The sequence below is a fragment of the Micromonospora sp. CNZ280 genome (assembly GCF_011759515.1).
The window spans coordinates 686529-710184 of the sequence record NZ_JAAOYP010000005.1; the positions used below are offsets into that span (position 1 = coordinate 686529).

Genomic DNA, 23656 nt, shown 5'->3' on the forward strand with positions numbered 1-23656 from the left:
GAGGACGGCCGGGTCGCCGCGTCACGCGGCAGCCGTCACCGATCAGCGCGGCGCGGACGTCGCCACATCGCCCACCCGGTCGCCGCCAGCAGCGCCACGCCGCCGACCACGAGGATCCATCGCGTGCCGAGTGCGGTGCCGTCGTCGGCGTCGGCCACCCGGCCGGCCGGATCGTCCGGGTCGTAGCGCAGCCTGATCGGTGCTCCCACCTCCTGCCGGGTCGTCGTGCCGGGGTCGGTGACCTCGGCCGTGACCCGTTCGCCGGTGGCCGTCGTGAAGCGCACCGTCAGGTGGGTGGTCTTTCCGCCGCGGACCTCCACGATCTGACCGCTCGTCACCACGCCGCGGGCGTCGAGCACCCGATGGTCGTGCCAGGAGTCGATGCCGACGGCGAGCAGCGCGCCGCCCAGGGCGACCCCGAGCGCGGCGGCGAACCAGCCCGGCCGGTCGAAGTCGAGGCCCCGGGTCCGGCGTCCCGGCTTCGGCCCGCGCAGCGTCGGCCGGCCGAGGATCTCCCGCTGCTTCCCGGACGCCCACCGGCGCCGCCGCCGCTCCCGCCGACCAGCCACGGACCCAGTGTGCGGATCGACCCCGAGGACGACCACCCGGGGTGGTCCGAATCAGGGCCGCTGGGCCTTCGCCTTCTGCCGGGCGTAGTAGGCGCGGGCGCGGTTGCGGTCGCCACAGTCCTTCGTGTTGCACCAGCGGCGGTTCCGCCGCGGTGACGTGTCGAGATAGACCCAGCCGCACCTGGCGTCCTCGCACTGGTGCAGGCGGTCGAGGTCGTCACGCTGGGTGAGAGCCACGAGTCCGCGGACGATGCGATTGCGAGGCAGGTGGAGGTCGATTTCCCGGTCTCGCCATTGCCAGCGGTCGCCCGTGCGAACCAGGTCGGCCGCGGCGATCGCCGCCCGGTACATGTCCGCGAGGTCCGCGGCGGCTTCCGGGTCGTCCTCGAAGAGAGCCGCGTAGACCCGCTCGCGCGCTGCGATGACCTGTTGCCGCTCCCGCTCGGCCCGGGCGTCGTCCCGGCTGGCGAGGTCGCGCAGGGCCATGGCCTCTGCCTCGCTGATCAGGCCGGACTCGACGCACCAGTCCACGACGTCCGAGAAGGACTTCAGGTTCTCCGTGCGTTCGTACCCGCCGAGGCGCCAGTCGACGGTGTTCACCAGGTCGAGCATGGGGTCGCCCGCGATGTGGCCGAACCTCACCATCAGCTCCTCTCATGGTCAAAAGCATTGTTGCATGTGAGACACGCTCCCTGCATACTCACGCCCAATCAGCTAATCACCCATGAGAGGATCGCCCGGAGATGATCGTGCCTGCCGCCGCCCCACGCAGATCGTTCACGGCCCTGTGGGCGTCCCAGGCGTCCTCGAATCTCGCCGACGGGCTGCTACAAGCCGCGGCGCCGCTGCTCGTCGCCACGCTGACCCGTGACCCGCTCCTGGTGGCGGGCATGACGGTGGTGCAGTTCCTGCCCTGGCTGGTCGCAACCCTCCCCGCCGGCGCGTTGGCCGACCGGATGGACAGACGTCGGATACTTGTCGCTGGCAACTGCCTGCGCGCGGCAGGGTTCGCGCTGCTCGCCGTGGCCCTGGCGAACGGATGGCGGCACGTCGCACTGCTGTACGCCGCGGTGTTCCTGGCCGGTTGCGCCGAGACGATGGTCGACAACGCCGCCCTGACCATCCCGCCCCGCCTTCTGCCACGCGAGCAGCTCGAGCGCGCCAACGGCCGGTTGTTCGCGACCCAGTCCGTCATCAACACCTTCATCGGTCCGCCTGCCGGGGCGGCGTTGTTCGCGCTGGCGGCATCGGCGGCCTTCTACACCGGCGCGGCCGCGTTCGCCCTCGCCGGCCTGATGGCTCTGCTACTGCCCGCGCTGCGCCCCACCGGCGAGGAACACGAGCGCCGCCGCTCGACCCCGACCACCATCACCCAGGACATCCGCTCCGGATGGGCCCACTTCTGGCGCCACGACCTGCTGCGCCGAGTCGCGTTCATCTCGGCGGCGATCAACTTCTTCGGCGCGGCCACCGGCGGGTTGCTCGTTCTGCTGATCACCGGCCCCTACCAGCTGCCCATGGCGCACTACGGTCTGTTCATCGCGGTTCCCGCCGCCGGTGCGATCGCCGGCTCGCTGCTCGCCGAACACGTCGTGCCCCGCATCGGCGGCGGCCCGATCACCTGGCTCGCCGCCCTCGCCCCGGCCGCCAGCTACGCCATCCTCGGCCTGGGGCACACCACACCCCTCGCCCTTGCCAGCATGTTCTGCGCTGCCATCGCCACCTCGCTGAACCAGATCGTCGTCAGCACCCTGCGCCAAGCAGCGGTCCCCGACGTACTCCTCGGCCGCGTCACCGCCGCCTACCGCCTGGTCGTCCTGGGTGTCGTCCCCTTCGGCGCCCTCGCCGGCGGCCTGCTCGGGCGCAGCCTGGGGATCCGCGCACCCTTCATCGCGGCAGCCCTCGGCCTCGTGCTCGCCGCGCTCCTGCTCGCCTCCCGGGTCACCACCGGAGCCCTCCGGGACGCCGAAACAACCGCTGGCACCCGGGACCCCCGAGCACCGCGAATCCCTACACGTCGGCGGCGGCTGGCCGGAGCCAGCCGCCCGTCACGAGATTGACCAACGTCCCGGATGTGTACAGCTACGGACGCAGGTCTCGGCGGCGGTAGCCCCAGGCGCCGGCGACCAGGGCCGCGCCGGCGAGGGCGAGCATGACGGCCGCCGCCGGCCCGTTCGGCGCCACCTCCGGCACGGCCGCCAGATGGGCGTACGGGGACAGCCGGCTCACCCAGCCCGGCGCCGTCAGACTGTCCGCGACCACCTTGAGCAGGAACCCGCCGGCCGTCGGCAGCATGCCCAGGGCCGCCACCGCCCGGGTGCCCAGGCCGAGAGCGAGCACCGCGGCGCCTAGGCCGAGCAGCACCAGCGGGACCACGTTCCAGGTGCCGGCGAGCGCCGCGGCCAGCGGCAGGTCCGCGCCGACCGTGACCGCGCCGAGCCAGGTCGCCACCGCCGCGACGGTGACCAGGACGGCCACCCCGACGGTCGTGGTCACCGCCTCGGCGGCGAGCAGCCGGGTCCGGCCGCTCAGGCCGGCCTGGAGCAGGGTCAGCCGTCCGTCCGTCTCGGCGGCGGCGAACGCGGCGAGCCGGACCGCGGCGAACGCGCCGACCGGGACGGCGAGCAGGGCGAACAGGGTGGCGGCGTAGCCGCGGACGGTGCCGAGGCCGGTGAAGCCCGCCTGCGCGGCCAGGTCGGCGAAGCGGGGGTTCTCGGCCAGGAAGGCGGTCATCGAGTCGGCGAGCAGCCCGATCAGCAGGAAGTACGCGCCGATCCCGGCGGACCAGCCGGCGAGCGGCCGCAGCAGCCGCCGCACGGCGAAGGCCCCGACCGAGCCGAGCAGCCGCAGGCGGGGCGGCCGACCCGCAGGAGGGCTGAGCAGCCCGTCCCGGACGTCCCGCCGGCCGGCCAGGGCGAGCGCGCCGCCGGCCAGTGCGACGGTGGTGACGGCGACGACGGCCAGCGGCGCCCACCGGTCGTCCTGGTACGGGCGGGTCAGCGCGAGCGGGCCGTACGGGGGCAGCCAGCGCAGCCAACCGAGCGGGGCGACGCCGTCGCCCACCATCCGGGCCAGCAGGGCGACACCCAGCAGGGCCAGGGCACCGCCCGTGGCACCGGCCCGGGTGGGGAAGACCTGCGCGGCGAGGGCGGCGGCCGCGACGGCGTACGCACCGACCAGCGCCAGGCCGGTGGCGTGCAGGGCAGCCCCCCGAGCCGGCGTGCCGGCGGCGGTGAGCGCCGCGGCGAGCGCGATCCCGGTCCCGGCCAGGGTGCCCGCCAGCACCGCGAGGTGCCGGCCGAGCACCCCGGCCGGGGTCAGCCGGCCGGCGAGCAGCAGGTCCCAGCGGCCGGCCTCCTCCTCGCCGCGGGTGATCCGGGTGGTGGCGAGCAGGCCCCACACCGACAGCAGGACGGCCAGCACGGTGCCGGTGCGCCACGCGGTGAAGCCGCCGGCGGTGTCGAGGGCGACGGGTTCGCCGAACAGGGTGCGGACCGCCGGGTTGCGGGCCAGCGCGGCCAGCGAGGCGGTGTCGAGCCCGTCGTCGCCGACGGTGCTGGCGTAGGTGGTGGCGACCAGCGTCGACATGCCGACGGTCAGCGTCAGGACGACGAGCGCCGTCCGGCGGACCTGGCGTACCGCGAGCCGGGTGGCGGCGGCGCCGGCTCCGGTGGAGGTGCGACCGGGGTGGGTGGTGGCGGGTTGCGCGGTGGCGGTCACCGGTCCGCCTCGCCGTAGTAGTCGAGGAAGATCTCCTCCAGGCTGGGCTCGCGGACGGTGAGCGCGGTGACCTCGGCTGCCGCGAGGGCGCGCAGGGCCGGCGCGGGCGGCCCGGTCAGGGTGAGCCGGAGTAGCTCGGGATCCGCCGTGAGGATGTCGACGCCGGCGAGGCCGCGCAGGTCGGGCGCGGGGCCGGTGAAGCGGGCGGTCACCTCGGTGCGGTGCAGCCGGCGCAGCTCGGGCACGCCGGCCACGTCGACCAGCCGGCCGGCGCGCAGGATCGCCACCCGGTCGCAGACCGCCTCGACCTCGGCGAGCTGGTGCGAGCAGAGGAAGACGGTCTGGCCCCGGTCGCGGGCGTGCGCGACGGCCCGACGGAACTCCCGCTCCATCAGCGGGTCGAGGCCGCTGGTCGGTTCGTCGAGGACCAGCAGCGGCGCGCGGGTGGCGAACGCGGCGACCAGCGCGACCTTCTGCCGGTTCCCGGTCGAGTACGTCCGGCCGGGCTTGGCCGGGTCGAGGGCGAACCGGTCGATCAGTTCGTCGCGGTAGGCGCGGTCGACGCCGGGCCCGGTGGCGGCGAGCAGTTCGAGGGTCTCCGCGCCGGTGAGCTGCGGCCACAGCGCGACGTCGGCGGGCACGTAGGCCAACCGGCGGTGGGCGGCGACGTCACCGGCGTCGGTGTCGAAGATCCAGGCGCGGCCGGCGGTGGGCCGCGCCAGGCCGAGCAGCAGCCGGATGGTGGTGGACTTCCCGGCGCCGTTCGGGCCGAGGAACCCGAACACCTCGCCGGCCGGCACGGTGAGATCCAGCCCGTCGAGGGCGAGCAGCGACCCGTAGCGCTTGGTCAGATGTGCGGTGCGGACGGCAGGGGTGGCCATGCGGCGCCTCCGGTCGACGACGTGTCACGACTGCCGACCAGGCTTCCCGGCGCACCACCGGTCACCGTACTCCCGATGGTGCGCCGGGGGAAGCGGGGTGCTGCCGCGCCGGTGCGGGCTCAGGGGATGGTGAGGCCGTACGCGGCGAGGACCTCGGTGATCGGCTGGTAGTAGGTGGTGCCACCGGTGGTGCAGTTGCCGCTGCCGCCGGAGAGGATGCCGATGATCGTGCCGGTGGCAGCCACGTAGAGCGGGCCGCCGCTGTCGCCGGGCTCGGCGCAGATGTTGGTGCGGATCAGGCCGGACACGCTGCCCTGGGCGTAGTTCACCGTCTGGTTGAGGGCGGTGACCAGGCCGCACCGTACACCCGTGGTGGCGCCGCTGCGGCACACCGCCTGCCCGACGTACGCGTTGCCGGCGCTGTGGACGGTGAGCAGGCCGGGGTGGGTGTAGACGGCGCTGGGGTGGGCGATCCGGCCGGTGTAGCGCACCAGGCCGTAGTCGTTGGTCGGGAAGCTGCTGCCGACCCGGGAGCCGATCGCGGTGCTGTGCGCGGCGTCGGCGTACCAGGTCGCGGCCGTCGTGGTGCAGTGCCCGGCGGTGACGAAGTAGTAGGTGCTGCCGCTGCGCACGTTCGCGCCGAGCGAGCAGCGCCCGCCGCCGCTGCCGTAGACGGCCTGGCCGGCGGCGATGAGGATGCGCAACCGCCCTGGCTCGTGCCGGAGCGCGGCGCCGGCCCGGGCGGCGGTCGTGCGCAGCGCCGCGAGGTCGGTGCCGGTGACGGTGTCGTCGATGGTGACGGTCTGCCGGCCGGTGGCCGGGTCGACGCCCCAGGCGGTGCCGGGGGTGCGGATCCCGGCCAGCGCCGTTGCGGCGTCGCCGGCGGCAGGTGCGGGGGCGGGAGCGGCGGCGTGGGCGGCGGGTGGTCCGCCGAGCAGCAGGGTGGCCAGGACGAGGGCGACGATCGGCAGGCGGCGCATCCGACCCCTCCTATATTCGTGAACGTAGATGTATCCACAGCATCCGCCACCGGCGCGGCGCTTTCAACCACGAAGGGTCCCCCTGGCCCCGTCTGGGTCGCTCGCGAGCCGATCTTGTCACACAACTGTCATGGAACCGCAGGGTCGCCTCCACGATCGGCTCCGAGAGTGGTGGCCGCACAGTCGCGGCGTCGCGCTGGTCGCAGTCCAGCGAACGCCGCCCGCCGCGACTGCTTCCCGAGTGCCCGGGCCGCTCCGGTCGGCAGGGCCGAGACAGGGACGCGGGGACGGACGCGCGATCGCGCCCAGGCAGGTGGCCCGCGTCCCGTGAGACCACGGAGGGTCCACAGACCATGACCGTGTCTGCCAAACCGGCGACAACCGAGGACAACACCGAGCCAGGCGGTCCGCCCATCGGGCCGGACGGCGGCCAGCGAGGCATCGACCGGACCGTGCTCGGCGTGGCCGCCGCGGCGTCGGTGCTCTTCGTCCTGTGGGGCATCCTGGCGACCGACAACCTGGCGTCGGTCACCGGGACGGCGCTCGACTGGGTCGTCAGCGTGTTCGGCTGGGTCTTCGTACTGGGCAGCGCGGGCTTCGTGGCGCTGTCGATCTGGCTGGCGCTCAGCCGGTACGGCCGGATCAAGCTCGGCCGGGACGACGAGAAGCCCGAGTTCTCCACCGTGTCCTGGGTGGCGATGATGTTCAGCGCCGGCATGGGCATCGGCCTGATGTTCTGGGGCGCCGCCGAGCCGCTGTCCCACCTGGGCACCCCGCCGCGCGGGCTCACCGAGCCGAACTCCCAGCAGGCCGCCCGGGTGGCCATGGAGTACTCGTTCTTCCACTGGGCGCTGCACCCGTGGGCGATCTACGCCGTGGTCGGCCTGGCGATCGCCTACTTCACCTTCCGCAAGGGCCGGCGCGGCCTGATCAGCAGCGCCTTCTTCCCGCTCATCGGCGAGCGCGCCAACCGCGGTCCCGGCAAGGCCATCGACATCTTCGCGATCTTCGCGACGCTGTTCGGCTCCGCGGTCTCGCTCGGCCTGGGCGCCCTTCAGATCAACAGCGGGCTGACGAACCTGTGGGACGTGCCGAACTCCACCCCGTTGGCGATCGGCATCATCGCGGTGCTCACCGCGGCGTTCGTGGTCTCCGCCATCACCGGCGTCAAGCGCGGCATCCAGTTCCTGTCGAACACCAACATGGTGCTCGCGGTGGCGCTGCTGTTCTTCCTGCTCGTGGTGGGCCCGACCGTCTTCATCTTCAACACGCTCACCGCGTCGACCGGCGGCTACCTCTACGACCTCATCCCGATGAGCTTCCGCACCGGCGCCTTCGGCGGCGAGGAGTGGATGGCCGGCTGGACCATCTTCTACTGGGCGTGGTGGATCTCCTGGACGCCGTTCGTCGGCGCGTTCATCGCCCGGATCTCCCGGGGCCGCACGATCCGCCAGTTCGTCCTCGGCGTGGTGGCCATTCCGAGCCTGGTCAGCTTCGTCTGGTTCTCGGTGTTCGGTGGCACCGCCATCAACCTGCAGCTCGGCGGCACCGACCTGTCCGCCGCGGTGGCGGAGAGCCCGGAGGCGGCGCTCTTCGCGGTACTGCGGGAGTTCCCGCTCTTCACCGTCACCGCGATCGTGGTGATGGTGCTGGTGGCGCTCTTCTTCGTCAGCGGCGCGGACGCCGCCTCGGTGGTGATGGGCACGCTCTCCTCCCGCGGCGACATCGAGCCGAAGAACTGGCTGGTCGCCATGTGGGGGGTGCTGACCGGGCTGGTGGCCGCGGTGCTGCTGCTCGCCGGTGGGCTGTCCGCGCTGCAGTCGCTGACCATCCTCGCCGCCCTGCCGTTCCTGTTCGTGATGGTCGGCATGGTCGTCGGGTTGCTCCGTGAACTGCGTCGGGAACCCGCCACCGCGACGATGGCCCCGGAGTTGCGCGCCCTGACCCTCGCCGCCGAGCGGCAGGCGGCCACGAGCCCCGAGGCCTCCTGACCCGTACGACCGACGCGGGCCGGCCCCCGAGCGGGCCGGCCCGCGCCGCCCTACCTGCTGTCCGACGCGCCACCCGCCGCCCGGTCGCGCCCGCGTCCGTGGGAGCGTGGGCTGGTGACCCGGCCGCCGGCGCGAACGCCGGACCCCGGCCGCCGGACAGGAGGGATCGGCTCGGATGGTGACCGCGTTGGCGCTGGTGCTCGGCGGTCTGGTGGTGGTCATGGCCGTCAACGCGGTGGCCCACCGCAGCGGCGTGCCGGCCTCGGTGCTGCTGGTCCTCGCCGGCATCGGCTACGGCTACCTGCCCGGCCCGAACCTCACCCTCGACCCCGAGGCCGTGCTCTACCTGGTCATCCCGCCGCTGCTCTACGCCGCCGCGTTGCAGTCGAGCCTGACCGCGCTGCGCACCAACGCCCGTACGGTGGCCGGCCTGTCGGTGGCCCTGGTGCTGGTCACCGCGCTCGCCGTCGGGTTCGGGCTCAACGCGACGGTGGCCGCAGTGCCGTTGAGCGTCGGTATCGCGGTGGGCGCGGCGGTCTCGCCGCCGGACCCGGTCGCGGCGCTGTCGATCGGTCGGCGCGCCGGCCTGCCGCCCCGGCTGATCACGCTGGTCGAGGGGGAGGGGCTGCTCAACGACGCCACCGCCCTGACGATCCTGCAGGTCGCCGTCGCGGCGGCGGTCGGCGGGGCGTTCTCCGTCGGCCACGCGGTGGGGGACTTCCTCGTCGTGGCCACCGGCGGGCTGCTGGTCGGCCTGGTCCTCGCCGCGGCCATCGCCCAGGTCCGGAAGAAGGTCAGCGACCCGCTGATCGACAACGCGTTGTCACTGGGCACCCCGTTCGCCGCCTACCTGGCGGCCGAGAAGCTGCACGTGTCCGGGGTGCTCGCGGTCGTCGTGGCCGGCCTGTGGCTCGGCCACCGCAGCGCGTCGCTGCAGTCCAGCCGGGCGCGCCTGCAGACCCGCGCGGTGTGGCACCTGGTGGAGTTCCTCCTCGAGGGCTACGTGTTCCTGCTGATCGGCCAGCAACTGCCGGCGGTCGTCCGCGGCCTGCGTGACTACGACGTCAGCACGGTCGTCACCGCCGCCGCGGTCACCGTCGGCACGGTGCTGCTGGTACGGCCGCTGTGGCTGCTGCTGGCGGCGCACCTGCCCACGCGGATGCACGCCCGGCTGGGCGGCGACCCGCGCCCGGGCAACCCGCCGCTGTCCGGGCGGGAACTGCTCGCGCTGAGTTGGGCCGGCACCCGTGGGGTGATCACCCTGGCCGCGGCGTTCACCCTGCCCGCCGACACCCCCGCCCGGGACCTACTGCTCTTCTGCGCCTATCTGGTGGTGCTGGTGACCCTGATCGGCCAGGGGCTGACCTTCGCCCCGCTGCTGCGCCGGCTGCGGCTGCCGGGCACCGAGGTCAGTCGGGCGCTGACCCGCAACCAGGCGCGCGCCGCCGCCGTGCAGGCCGCCCTGCAGCGGCTGGAGTCGCTCGCCGCGGCCGACCCCACCGTCGGGAAGATCGCGGCGCCGCTGCGTCGCGCGGCCGAGGTCCGCCAGCAGCGGTACACCACCCGGGTCGAGCTGCTCTCCGCGGTCGAGGACCAGATGCTGCCGACCGACGAGGAGTACCGGGCCGCGCTGCGGGCCCGGCGGGAGATGATCGACGCCGAGCGGGAGGAACTGCTCGCCTGGCGGGACGCGGGCCGGCTCGCCGACGCCGACATGCGGGTGCTGGAACGCGAGCTGGACCATGTGGAGAGCGTCCTGCCGCTGCTGCCCCCGTCCTGAACCGGAGTTCAGGACGGCAGATCCAGCTGCACGCAGCAGGCCCCGGGGCGGGGCGCCAGCCGGGCCTCGGCGCCCGCCGCGCCGAGCCCGTCGAGCAACCCGGTGAGGAAGGCGTGGTTGAGCCCGCAGACCAGCGCGGTGTGCCGGGTGGCCAGGGCGTGGAACGGGCAGTTGTGCAGCAGCACCCGGCGCGACGCGTCGGGCCGCGGCTCGAAGCCGAGCCCGTCCAGCGCGGACAGGATCCCGCAGCCGTCCGCGGCCAGGCCGGCACCGAGGTCGCGGCCCCGCTGCCCGGCGAGGCGACGTGCGGCGTCGTCGGCGCGGGTCGGGTCCTCGGCGACCGCGTCGGCGAGGATCTCGGCGATCAACTCGTAGCGGCGTTCCGGGATCGTCACGGCGAGCCCGTCGCCGGCCGGCTCGTACACCTTGGGGCTGCGGCCCCGGCCCCGGGGCTGGTCCGGTGGCGCCTGGTAGTGGGCGCGCAGCAGGCCGGCGTCGACGAGCTTGTCGAGGTGGAAGGCGGCCAGCCCGCGGGTGATCCCGGTGGCGTCGGCGGCCTCCTCGCGGCTGACCGGGTGGTCCTGGTGACGGACGTGGTCGTACAGCGCCCGCCGGGACGGATCGGCGAGCGCGGCCACGGCGGTCCACCGGTCCGGCACCCCCCGAGATTATCACCAGCGCTCGCTATTGAAATTCCGCCGCGCCGGGTCCAGCATGAATAACGACAATGGTGGTTGGCGAAAACGGATGGGTGGCCGACATGGACCTGATGGACCCGGCGTCCACGACCGACGGTGCGTCGGTCGCCGAGGACGAGGCCGGACCGGGCCCGCTGCGGGTGCTGCGGCGTCGGCCCGGCCGGGACCTGGCCGCCGCCGAACGGGCCGCGGCCGCCTTCCTCGCGGCGCTCGGCGTCGACGTCGACGCCGACGGGCTGGCCGACACGCCGGGCCGGATGGCGCGCGCCTACGCCGAACTGCTCACCCCGCGCGAGTTCCGGCTCACCACCTTCGACAACGACGAGGGCTACGACGAACTCGTCGTCGCCCGCTCCATCCCGATCCGCTCGGTGTGCGAACACCACTTCCTGCCGTTCCTCGGCGTCGCCCACGTCGGCTACCTGCCCGGCCGGCGGATCCTCGGGCTGTCCAAGCTCGCCCGGGTGGTGGAGCTCTTCGCGCACGGCCCGCAGGTCCAGGAACGGCTGACCCGGCAGATCGCCGACTGGCTCGCCGCGCAGCTGCGGCCGAAGGGGGTCGGGGTGGTCGTCGAGGCCGAGCACCTCTGCATGAGCCTGCGCGGGGTGCGCGCGGTCGGCGCCACCACCGTCACCTCGACGCTGCTCGGCACGCTGCGCGACGACCCGCGCTCGCGCGCCGAGTTCTTCGCGCTGACCGGCGTCGGCGCCCGCCCGTGAATCCGTACGAGGAGGAACAGTGACCGAGCAAGGTCCGATCGTGATCGTGGGCGCCGGCCTGGCCGGCGCCCGGGCCGCCCAGACGCTGCGCGAGGAGGGGTACGACGGCGACGTCGTCCTGCTCGGCGAGGAGGCCGAGCGCCCGTACGAACGGCCGGCGCTGTCCAAGGGCCTGCTGCTGGGCACCGCCGAGCGGGACAGCGTCCACGTGCACGACGCCGGCTGGTATCCCGAACACGACGTCGACCTGCGCACCGGCACCCGGGTGACCGGGCTGGACCGGGTGTCGCGTGCGGTCGAGACGGCCGACGGGCAGCGCCTGCGCTACGGCGGGCTGCTGCTGGCCACCGGGGCGCGGGCGCGCACCCTGCCGGTACCCGGCGCGGACCTCGACGGGGTGCTGCGGCTGCGTACCCTCGCCGACAGCGACCGGGTCGGCCAGGCGCTGGTCGACGGCGCGAACGTGGTGGTGGTCGGCGCCGGGTGGATCGGCCTGGAGGTGGCGGCCGCCGCGCGCACCCGCGGCGCCACCGTCACCGTCGTCGAGGTCGCCGACCTGCCCCTGCACCGGGTGCTCGGCGACCGGCTCGCCACCGTCTTCGCCGACCTGCACCGCGACCACGGGGTCACCTTCCACTTCCGGGCGCAGGTGCAAGATTTCCAGGGGACGGGTCGGGTCAGTGCCGTCCGGCTGGCCGACGGCACCACCCTCCCGGCCGACCTCGTGGTCGTCGGCGTCGGGGTGCGGCCCGCCACCGAACTCGCCGAGCGGGCCGGCCTCGCGGTCGACGACGGCGTCCTCGTCGACCACACCCTGCGCACCGACGACCCGCACATCTGGGCCGCCGGCGACCTGGCCAACGCCCAGCACCCGCTGCTCGGCACCCGGGTCCGCGTCGAGCACTGGGCCAACGCCCTGCACTCCGGGCCGGCCGCCGCCCGCGGCCTGCTCGGCCGGCCGGTCAGCTACGACCGGCTGCCCTACTTCTACACCGACCAGTACGAGCTGGGCATGGAGTACACCGGCCACGCCCCGCCGGGCTCGTACGACCGGGTGGTCGTCCGCGGTGACCTCGACGGCGGCGCGTTCATCGCGTTCTGGACCTCCCGGGGGCGGGTGCTGGCGGGCATGAACGTCAACGTGTGGGACGTGACCCACCCGATCAAGGAGCTGATCCGCTCCCGGCAGCCGGTCGACCCCGACCGGCTGGCCGACCCCGGCGTCGCCCTCGACAGCCTGGTCACCCAAGAACCCGGCTGACCGCCCTCGGTCACTGGGCTTCGCAGATCCGCCCGCTGAAGGCCGGGTCGGCCTCGCGGTTCGCCGACCAGATGGGGTTGAGCCCGATGGCGAGGGGCGGCGCCTGCCAGGCGGCGCCGAGGTGCTGGAAGAGCCGGTACTCCCGGCGGGGCCGGTCGACCGGCTCGTTGGCCAGGAAGGCCATCACGGTCTCCTGCACCAGTGCCTGGTCGAGCGGGAACGCGTGCAGCCCGGGCACCTCGACGGTGGGGATCCGGGAGTACTCGCCCGGCGGTGCCTCGACGGCGGAGACGGTCGGTAGGTACGCGATCATGCGGACTCCGGCAACCGGGCACAGCGTGCGGTTGCGGTAGAAGGGCGCATCCGCGAGCACCGACCGGACGAACGGCTCGTCCGGGTCGCTGTCGACCTCCTTGGTGAGGTTGGACAGCGCCGCGACCAGCCGCAGTTCCCATCCGGCGACCACGCCCCAGCCGTCGTACCCGGCCGGCGGGTAGTAGACCCGGCCGGGGCGGGTCAGCGGGCTGAACATGATGACCGCGTCCACCGGTGACTCCGGCCACCGTTCCAGGTACATCCGGGCCACCATGGCACCCTCGCTCTCGCCGAGCAGCGCCACCGGCCGGCCGGTCCGGCGTTGCAGCGAGTCGATGTGCTGGGAGAGCAGCGCGGCGCTGGAGCCCACCGACTGGTGCGTGTCCTGCGGTTGGTAGGGCAGCGGGCGCTCCCGGTCGTCCAGGCCGCGGTAGGAGAACCGTTCCACCCGCGGGTCCACCGCGGGGCGGCCGTCGTAGCTGGAGTCGTGCCCGGCGATGGCGATCACGGCGTAGGGGATCCGCTCCTCGAGATGCTCCGTGAGCACCGGAGCCCGCCAGTCGCCCGACCCGCCGGCCGCGATGCCGACGCCGGCCTCGGCGAAGACCGAGCCGGCCATGGTGACGACGATCGCCAGCGGCGCCACGGGCACCCGTTGCAGGCGCACCGGCGCCTGGAACGCCGCGGCGGCGACCGTGCTTCGCCAGAGCAGCCCGTTGGCCGCGCCGGCTGCGGCGGCGATCGGCACGCCCCACCACAGCGGCACGGCCGACATGATCGCCCCGGCGGCGGTGAGGACCACGAAGTTGAGCAGCGACCAGCCGAACAGGGCCGCCGAGGGCAGGCCGCGCCACCACCGGCTGACCACGCCGCCGCGGGCCAGGAACGGCGCCAGCACGAGCATGGGCAGCAGCGACGCCAGCAGATACCACGACAGCGCGACCGCCGAGTACGCCACGGCGAGGGCGGCCCACGGCGAGATGATCACCGTGGCGAGGGCGGCCACCTCGATGTTGCGCCGGATCAGCCAGCGGTACGACGGGCGGGGCGTGTGCGCGGGCCACGCGAGGCCGGTCATCCACGCCGACAGCAGACCCCGCACCGCGGTCACCGCCAGCAGGCCGAGCAGGAACGTCGACCAGGAGTTGTGGTAGACCAGCAGCCAGCGTAGGTCGTGGTAGGAGTCGTACGGCCAGACGGCGGTGGCCTGCGGCGCGAGCCCGCTCGCGGAGTAGAAGCTGAGCGCCGCCAGCACGGCGGCCTCCAGCGCGGGCGGGACGGCGGCCAGCGTGAGCAGCGGGAGGGTCCTCCCGAGCCGTGGAGCCACCCCGGCCCCCTCGGACGTACGCACGTCAAGCAGCTCCTGCCGGCAACCGATCCTGCGTCGCGGGATCCCCGCGCGGCGCTGCTTACCCCGGTTGCCGCTGTTTGTGCTGCTCCGTTCGGTGTAAGTGGGCCGGCGGTCGCGGGCGGGCCGCGCGGACCGGGTGCCGCCCCGAGGCTGGTGTCGCCGGTCAGTCGGCCACGCCGTGCAGGACCATCGCCACCGTGCGGTCGACGAAGGCGTCGTCGATCGGCCGCCCCCGGAACACCGCGCGGCACCACACGGCTCCGGCGAGCGCGTCCATGATCGTCATGGGATCGGCGTCGGGGGTCAGCTCGCCCCGGCGGACGGCCCGTTCGAAGATGGGACGCTCGCGGGCCAGCCGGTCGGCGAAGAACCGCTGGGTGGCCGACGCCAGCTCGGCCCGGTGGGCGGAGGCGGCGAGCGCCGCGACGGCCACGTCCGATGAGGGCGGCGTGGTGAGGAGCGCGACGATGGCGCCCACGACCGCCGTCAGGTCACCGCGCAGGGTGCCGGTGTCCGGGGTGTGGAGGTCGAGCAGCGGCGCTTCGACGAGCGCGTCCGCCAGCAGCGCGGCCTTGGACGGCCACCACCGGTAGATCGTCGTCTTGTTCACCCCGGCGCGCTCGGCCACCGCCTCGATGGTGAGGCCGTCGTAGCCCTTCTCGGCCAGCAGCGTGAGCGTGCTGTCGAAGATCTCCTGCTGCCTGCGTGGTGCCACGCCGAGCAGGATAGCAACGCACCGTTGCGTTGTGTTCTACTGGTACCGCAACGCACCGTTGCGTTGCGGTTGAAAGGAGCGCAGATGGCCCTGCCCATCGTCCTCGTCCACGGCATCCGGGTCAGCCGCACCATGTGGGAGCCGGTGGTCGGCCAACTCGACCGGCCCGCGCACGCGGTCGATCTGCCCGGCCACGGCGCCCGCCGCGGCGAGCCCTTCACCATGGCCGCCGCCACCGAGGCGGTCGCCGCCGCGGTCGACCACGTCGGCGGGCGGGCGCTGGTCGCCGGCCTGTCGCTCGGCGGCTTCGTCGGCATCGCCGCCGCCGGCCGCTTCCCCGAGCGGGTGGCCGGGCTGGTCGCCATCGGCTGCACCGCACGGCCCACCCGGCTCGTCGGGCTCTACCGCGGGGCGGCCGCGCTCGCCGCGCGCTTCCCGGAGCAGGCCAACCAGCTCAGCGCGTACGCCTTCCGCCGCGCCCTGCCGCGCCCGGCGGCGGACGCCGTCGTGGCCGGCGGCCTGTCCAGCGAGGTGATGCCGGCGGTGGTCGCGGCGGTCGCCGGCCACGACCAGCTCGGCGCCCTGGCCGCCTATCCCGGCCCGGTCTGGCTGGTCAACGGCGACCGGGACCCGTTCCGCGCCGACGAGCGGTCGTACCTGGCCGCCTGCCGCGACGGTCGGCTGATCCGGCTGCCACGCACCGGCCACGTCACGGTGCTGGCCGACCCGATCCGGCTGGCCCGGCTGATCGAGGACGCGGCCGCCCACGCCGAGCGGCGCCATCCCGCCGCACGCTGAGCCGGGCCACCCCGCCCCGCCCGGCCCCGGGCCGCCGGTTCTTCCGTTCGCGGTACGTGGCCGCACCCGCTCGGCCACAGTGGGGGCGTGGTCGAGGAGACGGCATGACCGGGTTGCGGACCGACCTGTACGAGCTGCGGATGGCGGCCAGCTACCTGCGCCGCGGCCTGGTCGAGCCCGCCACCTTCAGCCTGTTCGCCCGCCGCCTGCCCGCGCGGCGCGGCTTCCTGGTGGCGGCCGGGCTGGCCGACGCGCTGACCTTCCTGGAGAGCTTCGCGTTCGACGACGACGACCTGGCCTACCTGCGCGACGTCGGCGGCTTCGACGAGCAGACCCTGACCGCGCTGGCCGGGATCCGGTTCACCGGCGACGTCCGGGCCGTGCCGGAGGGACGGGTGGTCTTCGCCGACGAGCCGTTGCTGGAGATCACCGCGCCGCTCGCCGAGGCGCAGCTCGTGGAGACCGGCGTGCTGAACCTGATCACCTTCCAGACCACCGTCGCCAGCAAGGCTGCCCGCTGCCGGCTCGCCGCCGGTGACGCCCAGCTGATCGACTTCGCCTTCCGCCGTACCCACGGCATCGAGGCGGGGGCGGGGGTGGCCCGCGCCTCGGCCATCGCCGGCTTCGCCGCCACCAGCCACGTCGAGGCCGCCCGGCGCTACGGGCTCAAGCCGTCCGGCACGATGGCCCACTCGTACGTCGAGGCGTTTCCGGACGAGCGGGCGGCGTTCCGGGCGTTCGCCACCGACTTCCCGACCAACCCGATCTTCCTGGTCGACACCTACGACACGCCGGCCGGCGTGCGGGCGGCCGTCGACGTGGTCGCCGAACTCGGCCTGACCGGGCCGCTCGGCGTCCGGCTCGACTCCGGCGACCTGGCCGCGCTGGCCAAGCAGACCCGGGCGATCCTGGACGACGCCGGGCTGCCCCGGGCGCAGATCGTGGCCAGCGGCAGCCTCGACGAGGACGTCATCGCCGCGCTCGTCGCCGCCGGCGCACCGATCGACGGGTACGGCGTGGGCACCCGGATGGGCGTCTCCTACGACGCGCCGTCGCTGGACAGCGCGTACAAGCTGGTGGCGGTCGGCGACCGGCCGGTGCTCAAGCTGTCCCCGGGCAAGGCCACCCTGCCCGGACCGAAGCAGGTCTTCCGCGATCCCACCGGCGCCAGCGGCGACGTGGTGGGGCTGCGCGACGAGCCGCCGCCGGGCGACCGGGAGCCGCTGCTGGTGCCGGTGATGCGCGGCGGCCGGCGCCTCGACCCGGCCGACCCGGCCGGTGAGGTCCGCGCCGCCCGCGCCCGCTTCGACGCCGACCTCGCCTGGCTGCCGGAGGCGGCGCGGCGGCTGGCCGACCCGACGCCGCTCACCGCCGCGGTGAGCCCGGCGCTGGCCGCGCTGCACGACCGGGTGGCCGCGCGGGTCGGCAGTGGCGGCCGGTACTGACCGGGCCGGTGCCGGCCGCGGCGGTCACCAGCCTGCCGGGGGAGGGCAGGGCCGCCGGGAAGCGCCTAGTCTCGGTGGATGGCGAGGTACTACGACGTGCACCCGGACAACCCCCAGCCCCGGGCCCTGCGGCAGGTCGTCGACCTGATCCGCGACGGCGGGCTGGTCGCCTACCCCACGGACTCCTGCTACGCCCTGGGCTGTCAGCTGGGCAACCGCGACGGGCTGGAGCGGATCCGGGAGATCCGGCACCTGGACGACCGGCACCACTTCACGCTGGTGTGCCGGGACTTCGCCCAGCTCGGCCAGCTCGTCAAGGTGAGCAACGCGGCCTTCCGGCTGGTGAAGGCGAGCACCCCGGGCAGCTACACGTTCATCCTGCCGGCGACCCGCGAGGTGCCGCGCCGGTTGCTGCATCCCCGCAAGCGCACCGTCGGCGTACGGGTGCCGGACCACACGGTCGCCCAGGCGCTGCTGGCCGAACTGGGCGAGCCGCTGCTGTCGAGCACCCTGGTGCTGCCGGGGGAGGACGAGCCGCTGACCCAGGGCTGGGAGATCAAGGAACGGCTCGACCACCTGGTCGACGCCGTGCTCGACGCCGGTGACTGCGGCAAGGAGCCGACGACCGTGGTCGACCTGTCGCAGCCGGAGCCGGAGATCCTGCGCCGGGGCGCCGGGGACCCGTCCCGCTTCGAGTGACTACCCCGGTCCATGTACCATCTGGTACATGGACTACGAGGAGACCATCACCACCGCCGCCGACCCCGCCCGCGCGTGGGCGGCGGTGCGGAACGTGACGGAATATCCCCGGTGGACGGCGTCGATGTCCTCGGTGGAGCCCCTCGACGGGCCGGCGCTCGTGACCGGCAGCCGGTTCCGGGTCCGGCAGCCCGGCCTCCCGACCACTGTGTGGCGGGTCTGCGACCTCCGGGAGGGCGCGTCGTTCGCCTGGGAGGCAACGGCGCCGGGCGTGCACACCGTCGCGTACCACCGCGTCGAACGCCAGCCGGACGGAGCCACCCGGATCACCGTGGGCATCCGGCAGACCGGTGCCCTCGCCGGGCTGGTCGCGCTGCTGACCGCGGCGAAGACCCGACGCTACCTGCGGATGGAGGCGGCCGGCCTCGCCGCGGCCGCCGAGGACCCGGCCGCTGCGGCGGCCGGCGACGGCGCGGCGCCCACCGGTGGCCGGTGACGCCCGCGCGGCGCTGCTCGACCGCTGCGTCGCCTTCCTGACCGAGGGCGGGTTCAGCCAGCTCAGCCTGCGCGAGATCGCCGTCGGTACGGGCACCAGCCACCGCATGCTGATCTACCACTTCGGCAGCCGGGAGGGCCTGCTCGCCGAGGTCGTCCGGCGGATCGAGGCCGAGCAGCGCGCGGCGCTCGCCGCACTTGCCGACGGGCTGGACGACCCGGTCGAGGTGAGCCGGCGGTTCTGGCGGCGCCTCGCGGATCCCGAACTGGCCCCGGCGGAGCGGCTGTTCTTCGAGATCTACGCGCAGGCACTGTTCGGTCGTAGCTGGACCGAGTCGTTCCGGGCCACCGTCATCGCCGCCTGGGCCGGTCCCGTCGAGGACCTGTTCGTGCGCCTCGGCTTCGACGCGGCGCAGGCCCGCCAGCGGGCCCGGCTCGCCCTCGCCGCCACCCGTGGCCTGCTGCTGGACCTGCTGGTCACCGGTGACCGGGAGGTGCTGGACGCGGCCGCCGACCTGTTCGCGCAGCTCGTCACGGCCCCGCGTCCGGACTGACCCGCGCGCTCGACGCTACGGCGCACCGGGTGCCGGGCTCGGTGCCGGATCCGGGGCGCGCGCCAGCCCGTCCTGCTTTCCGCGCCGGGCCTCCCGCGCGTGCCGGAACATCGCCTCGCCCTTGACGAACCACGCGATCCCGAAGGCGAGCACCGCGACCGCCTCGCACCAGAACAGCGGCCGCAGCGTGTCGCGAGTGGATTCCGGCAGCGCGTTGCTCGCCACGGCGAGCGCGATGGCGGCCAGGATGACCCCACCGCAGGCGCGGTACAGGCCATCGCGGACCCGGGTCCGCGCCTCACCGATACGCGGATCGGTGCGCGGGAACAGGACGATGCAGAAGATCGCGAGGAGCACGAACAGCGCCGCGGCCGAGACCTGGTGCACCCGACCGACCAGCACGTCGGTGGCGGTGACCGGGCCGCCCGGGTCGTGCGTCGCGGCCGGGAACAGCGCGACCGCGATGGCCAGCACCCCGGCGATCGTGCCGAGCAGGTCGTCGACCTTGCGCTGCCGGTAGGAGATGAGGAAGACCCCGACCGCGCACATGCTGCCGACGAAGACGTCCCGCAGTTCGGTGTAGTAGTAGGCGCTGATCGAGGTGAGCAGGGCCGGCGTGCCGGTGACCAGCGCGTGGCCGACGGTCAGCACGAACGGCAGCGCGATCCCGACCACCCCGACGCCGAGGCGCAGCCGGCGGATGGTCTGGGCGTCCTGCGGTGGCCTGACGGGCGAGGAGTCCATGATCCCTCCCAGGTGTCACAGCGGCGCCGCTGCGCGCCGGCTGACGTGGCCGGCCAACCGTCGCACCCGCTACCGGCGGGCTCGGGAGCCGCTCCCACCAGTGGAATCCCGGGGAGACGCCGGTGTCAATCCGCCACCCGGGGTCACCGCTTGGCAGCCGAACCCTTCGCCTCCTCGACCGGGTAGCGGGCGGCGGCCGCGTCCAGTTTGGCCAGGGCGGCCTCGGCCAGGTCGACGCCGAGCACGTCGGCGAGGCGGGTCAGGTAGATCATCACGTCGCCGATCTCCGCCCGCACCCGGGCGCCGGCCGCCGGGTCGGCGAGCACCTCGGCGGACTGTTCGGCGGTGAGCCACTGGAACTCGGCGAGCAGCTCACCCACCTCACCGGCGAGCGCCATGGCGAGGTTCTTCGGCGTGTGGAACGGCTGCCAGTCGCGGTCCTCGGCGAACCGGCGGACCCGTTCGCGGAGCAGGGCATGCGCGCAGCGTCCGGGCTCCTCGGGTTCGGCCGTCATGGTCGTCGAGGATACGGGCCCGGACGGCGGTCGAGGCACCAGCGGGCACGGAGGAATGTCGCCCGGTCGAACTACTCTCCCGCCATGAGTTCCACGTCTCCCGAGCGGCGCGGCGTCGACTCCGCGTTGGACCCCTCACCCGCAACGATCAGCGAGCTGGCCGGCCAGGCCGTGGAGTGGATGGCCGCCTACCACGCCTCGCTCCGCGACCTGCCCATCGCTCCGCGCGCCACTGCCGCCGCGGTGCGGGAGCAACTCGCCGAGCCGCTGCCCGTCGAGGGTCGCGACTTCGCCGACCTGCTCGAGGTCTTCCGCGAGGTGATCGTGCCGGGCAGCCGGCACAACGGGCATCCGCGCTTCTTCGGGTACGTCTCGGCGCCGGGCACGGCGGTCGCGTCGGTCGCGGACCTCCTCGCGTCGACGCTGAACGCGAATCTGCCCGCCTGGCGATCGGCGCCCGCGCCCACCGAGCTGGAGCACGTCACGATCGACTGGATCAAGGAAGCGCTCGGGTGTCACCCGAGCGCCGGCGGCCTCTTCACCAGCGGTGGCTCGATGGCCAACTTCACGGCGCTCGCCGCCGCCCGGCACCGCCACTGCGGCGACGAGGTCGCCACCCGTGGCGCGAGCGCCCACCCCGCACCGTTGCGCGTCTACGTCTCCACGGAGACCCACCACTCGGTGCACAAGGCTGCCGCGCTGCTCGGCATCGGCCGGGCGAACGTACGAGAGGTGGCGGTCGACGCCCGGTTCCGGATGGACGTCGACGACCTCGTACGCGCCATCGAGGCGGACCGGGCGGCGGGCGCGGAACCGTTCTGCGTGGTGGCGACCGCGGGCACGGTCGTCACCGGGGCGGTCGACCCGCTGCCGGAGATCGCGGCGGTCGCCCGCCGGTACGGGCTGTGGATGCACGTCGACGCGTGCTACGGCGGCTTCGCCCGGCTGGCCCCCTCGGCCCGCCCACTCTTCGACGGCCTGGCGGAGGCCGACTCGATCGCCCTCGATCCGCACAAGTGGCTCTACCTGCCCGCCGACTGCGGCTGCCTGATCTACCGCGATCCCGAGGCGGCGCGCGCCGCCTTCAGCCTGGACGCCGACTACACCCGGGTCACGCAGACCGAGCCCGCCGAGGCGTTCGCGTTCTGGGACTACGGCCTGGAGCTTTCCCGGCGCTTCCGGGCCCTCAAGGTGTGGATGCTGCTGGGGCACGCCGGTTCCCGGGCGATCGGGGAGGCGATCGAGGCCAACCTGGACTGTGCCCGCTACGTCGCGGAACTCGTCGAGGCGAGCGACGACTTCGAGCTGCTCGCCCCGGTCGGGCTCTCCATCTTCTGCTTCCGCTACCTGCCGCCGGCGGCGCGGACCGGGTCCCGGTCCGAGGCCGACGAGGAGGAGCTGGACCGCCTCAACGAGCGCATCATGGTGTCGTTGCAGCAGGCCGGCAGTTCGTACCTGTCGAACGCGACCGTCAACGGTCGCTTCGCGTTGCGCGGTTGTGTGCTCAACTACCGCACCACCCGGTCGGACATGGCGGTCCTGCTGGACGACGTACGCCGCGCCGCCGCGCTGTCCGGCGCCGAGTAGCAATCGAGGTCGTCGCCGCAGTGGCCGCGCGGCGGCTCCTACGGTCGGGTCCCGTCCCTCATCGCCCTGCGAACGCGAGGTTCGGCAGCCATCGACGAAGGTCTTGCGCCAGGCTTCGTATACAACATACGCTCCCCGAATCGCCCACTCGAGGAGCTCCCAATGACGAACCTCTCCGTCAGCGAAACGAGCCCGCGTTGGCTCCGTCCACTCCGGGCCACTGTGGCGGCGGTCGCTGTCGTCTGTGCCGTCGCGGCCTGCTCGCCGGTGTCGAACAGCGGGAGTGGCACGCAGTCCGGTGACGGCCAGCCGACCGGCCAGGACTTCTTCGGTGCACCGGCAGACCCGGCCGCGGTGAAGCAGGGCGGCAAGCTCGTCATCGCGCTCTCGGCGGAACCCGACGCGCTGGACCCGACCCTCTCCCGGAGCCTCTACTCGCGCTACGTCTTCCAGGCGATGTGCCAGAAGCTCTACGACGTCGACGAGCGGGCGCAGGTGGTGCCGCAACTGGCGACGGCACTACCCACCACCAGCAGCGACGGCCGATCAGTGACGATTCCGCTACGTCAGGGCGCGCGTTTCGCGGACGGCACGCCGTTCGACTCCGCCGCGGTCAAGGCCACGCTGCAACGACACCTGACCAACGCCCGGTCGGCGCGCAAGAGCGAACTCGGCCCGATCGAGAGCGTGGACACGCCCGACGCCCAGACCGTCGTCGTACGCCTGAAGCAGCCGTTCGCGCCGCTGCTCGGCGCGCTGGCGGACCGGGCCGGCATGATCATGAGCCCGAAGGCACTGCAGAGCCTGGGCGACGACTTCGCCTCGGCCCCGGTCTGCGTCGGGCCCTTCAAGTTCGCCAAGCGGGTGCCGCAGAACTCCATCGACGTCGTGAAGGACCCGAACTACTACGACGCCGCCAAGGTCCACCTCGACGCCATCTCGTGGCGCATCCTCAGCGATGCGAGCATCCGCGCGGCCAACCTGCGCTCCGGCGATGCCCAGGTCGCTGACAGCGTCTCCACCCAGGACGTCGCCGCGTTGCAGGCCGACAGCTCGCTCTCCGTCCTGCAGTCGCAGTCCCTCGGCTACCAGGGGCTCACCTTCAACATCGGCAACGTCGATGGCGTCGGTACCACACCCAAGCCCATCAACCGCCCCATCGCCCAGAACGCCAAGGTCCGGCAGGCCTTCGAGCACGCGATCGACCGGAAGGCGCTGGTCCAGGCGGTCTTCAACGGCATCCCCGCCGTCGCCTGTTCACCGATCTCGCCCGCGAGCCCGTTCTCGTCACCGGAGGCGCAGGCCTGCCCGGCGCACGACCCGGCGAAGGCCAAGCAACTGCTCGCCGAAGCGGGCGTCCAGACGCCGTACCCGGTGACGATGCTCGCGTCGAACACGCCCGACACGCTGCGTCTGGCGCAGGCGCTCCAGGCGATGGTCAAGGACGGCGGATTCGACCTCAAGATAAACCCGGTGGAGTACTCCTCCCTCCTCGACGAGCAGGACCGTGGCAACTTCGAGCTGCTGCAACTGGGCTGGAGCGGCCGGATCGACCCGGACGCCAACATCACGAACTTCGTGGGCACCGGCGGGAGCCAGAACGTCTCTGGCTACAGCAACCCCCAGCTCGACGCCGTGCTGACCCAGGCTCGTCAGTCCAACGACCTCGAGGAGCGCAAGAAGCTGTACGGCCAGGCGGTGACGATCCTCCAGCAGGATGACGCGCTGATCTATCTCTACCGGCAGCGGAACCTGACCGCCGTCTCCAAGACCGTCCAGGGCCTGCAGGTCTTCCCGGACGGCGTGATCCGTGCGGCCTTCGCCGGGTTCACCAAGTAG

General features: G+C 73.7%; 22 protein-coding genes. 12 read left to right on the plus strand and 10 right to left on the minus strand.

From position 1 onward, the window contains the following. Positions 1–35: 35 nt before the first annotated feature. Together FHX32_RS33670 and FHX32_RS33675 are read right to left on the minus strand one after the other, a co-directional pair. Positions 36–569 carry a DUF3592 domain-containing protein gene (locus FHX32_RS33670; RefSeq protein ID WP_158289791.1) on the minus strand — a complete coding sequence of 178 codons (534 nt, stop codon included), beginning with the start codon at positions 567–569 and terminating at the stop codon, positions 36–38. Positions 570–620: 51 nt separating this feature from the next. Continuing rightward, complete coding sequence (locus tag FHX32_RS33675; protein WP_109899281.1) at positions 621–1214, minus strand: CGNR zinc finger domain-containing protein; 594 nt, start codon at positions 1212–1214, stop codon at positions 621–623. 98 nt (positions 1215–1312) lie between these two features. On the opposite strand from FHX32_RS33675, the gene FHX32_RS33680 reads away from it, so the two are divergent. Beyond that, positions 1313–2629, plus strand: a complete 1317-nt coding sequence (locus FHX32_RS33680; protein ID WP_167192083.1) for an MFS transporter — start codon at positions 1313–1315, stop codon at positions 2627–2629. A gap of 22 nt (positions 2630–2651) precedes the next feature. On the opposite strand, the gene FHX32_RS33685 is transcribed toward FHX32_RS33680, so the two are convergent. The 3 genes from FHX32_RS33685 to FHX32_RS33695 all read right to left on the minus strand — a co-directional run bounded on the left by FHX32_RS33685 (position 2652) and on the right by FHX32_RS33695 (position 6150). After that, a complete protein-coding gene (locus tag FHX32_RS33685) occupies positions 2652–4289 on the minus strand; it encodes an ABC-2 transporter permease (protein ID WP_167192085.1) in 1638 nt (545 codons plus the stop codon). Next, positions 4286–5170: an ABC transporter ATP-binding protein gene (locus FHX32_RS33690; protein WP_167192087.1), complete on the minus strand. Its 885-nt coding sequence runs from the start codon at positions 5168–5170 to the stop codon at positions 4286–4288. The genes FHX32_RS33685 and FHX32_RS33690 overlap by 4 nt, the downstream gene beginning before the upstream one ends. Before the next feature lie 119 nt (positions 5171–5289). Next, positions 5290–6150, minus strand: a complete 861-nt coding sequence (locus FHX32_RS33695; RefSeq protein WP_167192089.1) for a trypsin-like serine protease — start codon at positions 6148–6150, stop codon at positions 5290–5292. A gap of 353 nt (positions 6151–6503) precedes the next feature. Between FHX32_RS33695 and FHX32_RS33700 the strand changes: the two genes are divergently transcribed. Both FHX32_RS33700 and FHX32_RS33705 read left to right on the plus strand, forming a co-directional pair. After that, positions 6504–8141, plus strand: a complete 1638-nt coding sequence (locus FHX32_RS33700; protein ID WP_167192091.1) for a BCCT family transporter — start codon at positions 6504–6506, stop codon at positions 8139–8141. Between the two features lie 175 nt (positions 8142–8316). Beyond that, positions 8317–9921 (plus strand): Na+/H+ antiporter, encoded by a 1605-nt coding sequence (locus FHX32_RS33705; protein ID WP_167192093.1) that lies wholly within the window; start codon positions 8317–8319, stop codon positions 9919–9921. Between the two features lie 8 nt (positions 9922–9929). Here the strand turns inward: FHX32_RS33705 and FHX32_RS33710 are convergent, their stop codons facing one another. Next, positions 9930–10580 (minus strand): helix-turn-helix domain-containing protein, encoded by a 651-nt coding sequence (locus FHX32_RS33710; RefSeq protein ID WP_167192095.1) that lies wholly within the window; start codon positions 10578–10580, stop codon positions 9930–9932. Between the two features lie 101 nt (positions 10581–10681). Here FHX32_RS33710 and folE point away from each other — a divergent pair, with 101 nt between their 5' ends. Together folE and FHX32_RS33720 are read left to right on the plus strand one after the other, a co-directional pair. Beyond that, positions 10682–11338, plus strand: a complete 657-nt coding sequence (gene folE / locus FHX32_RS33715) for a GTP cyclohydrolase I FolE (RefSeq protein ID WP_449560166.1) — start codon at positions 10682–10684, stop codon at positions 11336–11338. 19 nt (positions 11339–11357) lie between these two features. Continuing rightward, entirely contained in the window at positions 11358–12599 is a 1242-nt protein-coding gene (locus tag FHX32_RS33720; RefSeq protein WP_167192097.1) for an FAD-dependent oxidoreductase, read from the plus strand. A gap of 10 nt (positions 12600–12609) precedes the next feature. Here FHX32_RS33720 and FHX32_RS33725 read toward each other — a convergent pair whose 3' ends face one another. Continuing rightward, positions 12610–14265 carry a hypothetical protein gene (locus tag FHX32_RS33725; RefSeq protein ID WP_486481463.1) on the minus strand — a complete coding sequence of 552 codons (1656 nt, stop codon included), beginning with the start codon at positions 14263–14265 and terminating at the stop codon, positions 12610–12612. 163 nt (positions 14266–14428) lie between these two features. After that, positions 14429–14980, minus strand: a complete 552-nt coding sequence (locus FHX32_RS33730; RefSeq protein WP_167192099.1) for a TetR/AcrR family transcriptional regulator — start codon at positions 14978–14980, stop codon at positions 14429–14431. A gap of 84 nt (positions 14981–15064) precedes the next feature. On the opposite strand from FHX32_RS33730, the gene FHX32_RS33735 reads away from it, so the two are divergent. The 5 genes from FHX32_RS33735 (at position 15065) to FHX32_RS33755 (ending at position 18971) form a co-directional block, all read left to right on the plus strand. Further along, positions 15065–15778 (plus strand): alpha/beta fold hydrolase, encoded by a 714-nt coding sequence (locus FHX32_RS33735; protein WP_167192101.1) that lies wholly within the window; start codon positions 15065–15067, stop codon positions 15776–15778. A gap of 104 nt (positions 15779–15882) precedes the next feature. Further along, entirely contained in the window at positions 15883–17223 is a 1341-nt protein-coding gene (locus FHX32_RS33740; RefSeq protein ID WP_167192103.1) for a nicotinate phosphoribosyltransferase, read from the plus strand. Positions 17224–17301: 78 nt separating this feature from the next. Further along, entirely contained in the window at positions 17302–17922 is a 621-nt protein-coding gene (locus tag FHX32_RS33745) for an L-threonylcarbamoyladenylate synthase (protein WP_167192105.1), read from the plus strand. Positions 17923–17950: 28 nt separating this feature from the next. Then, on the plus strand, positions 17951–18418 hold the full coding sequence (locus FHX32_RS33750; RefSeq protein WP_109899296.1) for an SRPBCC family protein: 468 nt from the start codon (positions 17951–17953) through the stop codon (positions 18416–18418). After that, positions 18408–18971: a TetR/AcrR family transcriptional regulator gene (locus FHX32_RS33755; protein ID WP_167192107.1), complete on the plus strand. Its 564-nt coding sequence runs from the start codon at positions 18408–18410 to the stop codon at positions 18969–18971. The genes FHX32_RS33750 and FHX32_RS33755 overlap by 11 nt, the downstream gene beginning before the upstream one ends. A 15-nt stretch (positions 18972–18986) precedes the next feature. Here the strand turns inward: FHX32_RS33755 and FHX32_RS33760 are convergent, their stop codons facing one another. After that, on the minus strand, positions 18987–19715 hold the full coding sequence (locus FHX32_RS33760; RefSeq protein ID WP_199235731.1) for a DUF998 domain-containing protein: 729 nt from the start codon (positions 19713–19715) through the stop codon (positions 18987–18989). Between the two features lie 143 nt (positions 19716–19858). Then, complete coding sequence (locus tag FHX32_RS33765; RefSeq protein ID WP_167192109.1) at positions 19859–20230, minus strand: nucleotide pyrophosphohydrolase; 372 nt, start codon at positions 20228–20230, stop codon at positions 19859–19861. Positions 20231–20314: 84 nt separating this feature from the next. Between FHX32_RS33765 and FHX32_RS33770 the strand changes: the two genes are divergently transcribed. Continuing rightward, positions 20315–21817, plus strand: a complete 1503-nt coding sequence (locus FHX32_RS33770) for a pyridoxal phosphate-dependent decarboxylase family protein (RefSeq protein WP_167192111.1) — start codon at positions 20315–20317, stop codon at positions 21815–21817. Positions 21818–21979: 162 nt separating this feature from the next. Then, entirely contained in the window at positions 21980–23656 is a 1677-nt protein-coding gene (locus FHX32_RS33775) for an ABC transporter substrate-binding protein (RefSeq protein WP_167192113.1), read from the plus strand.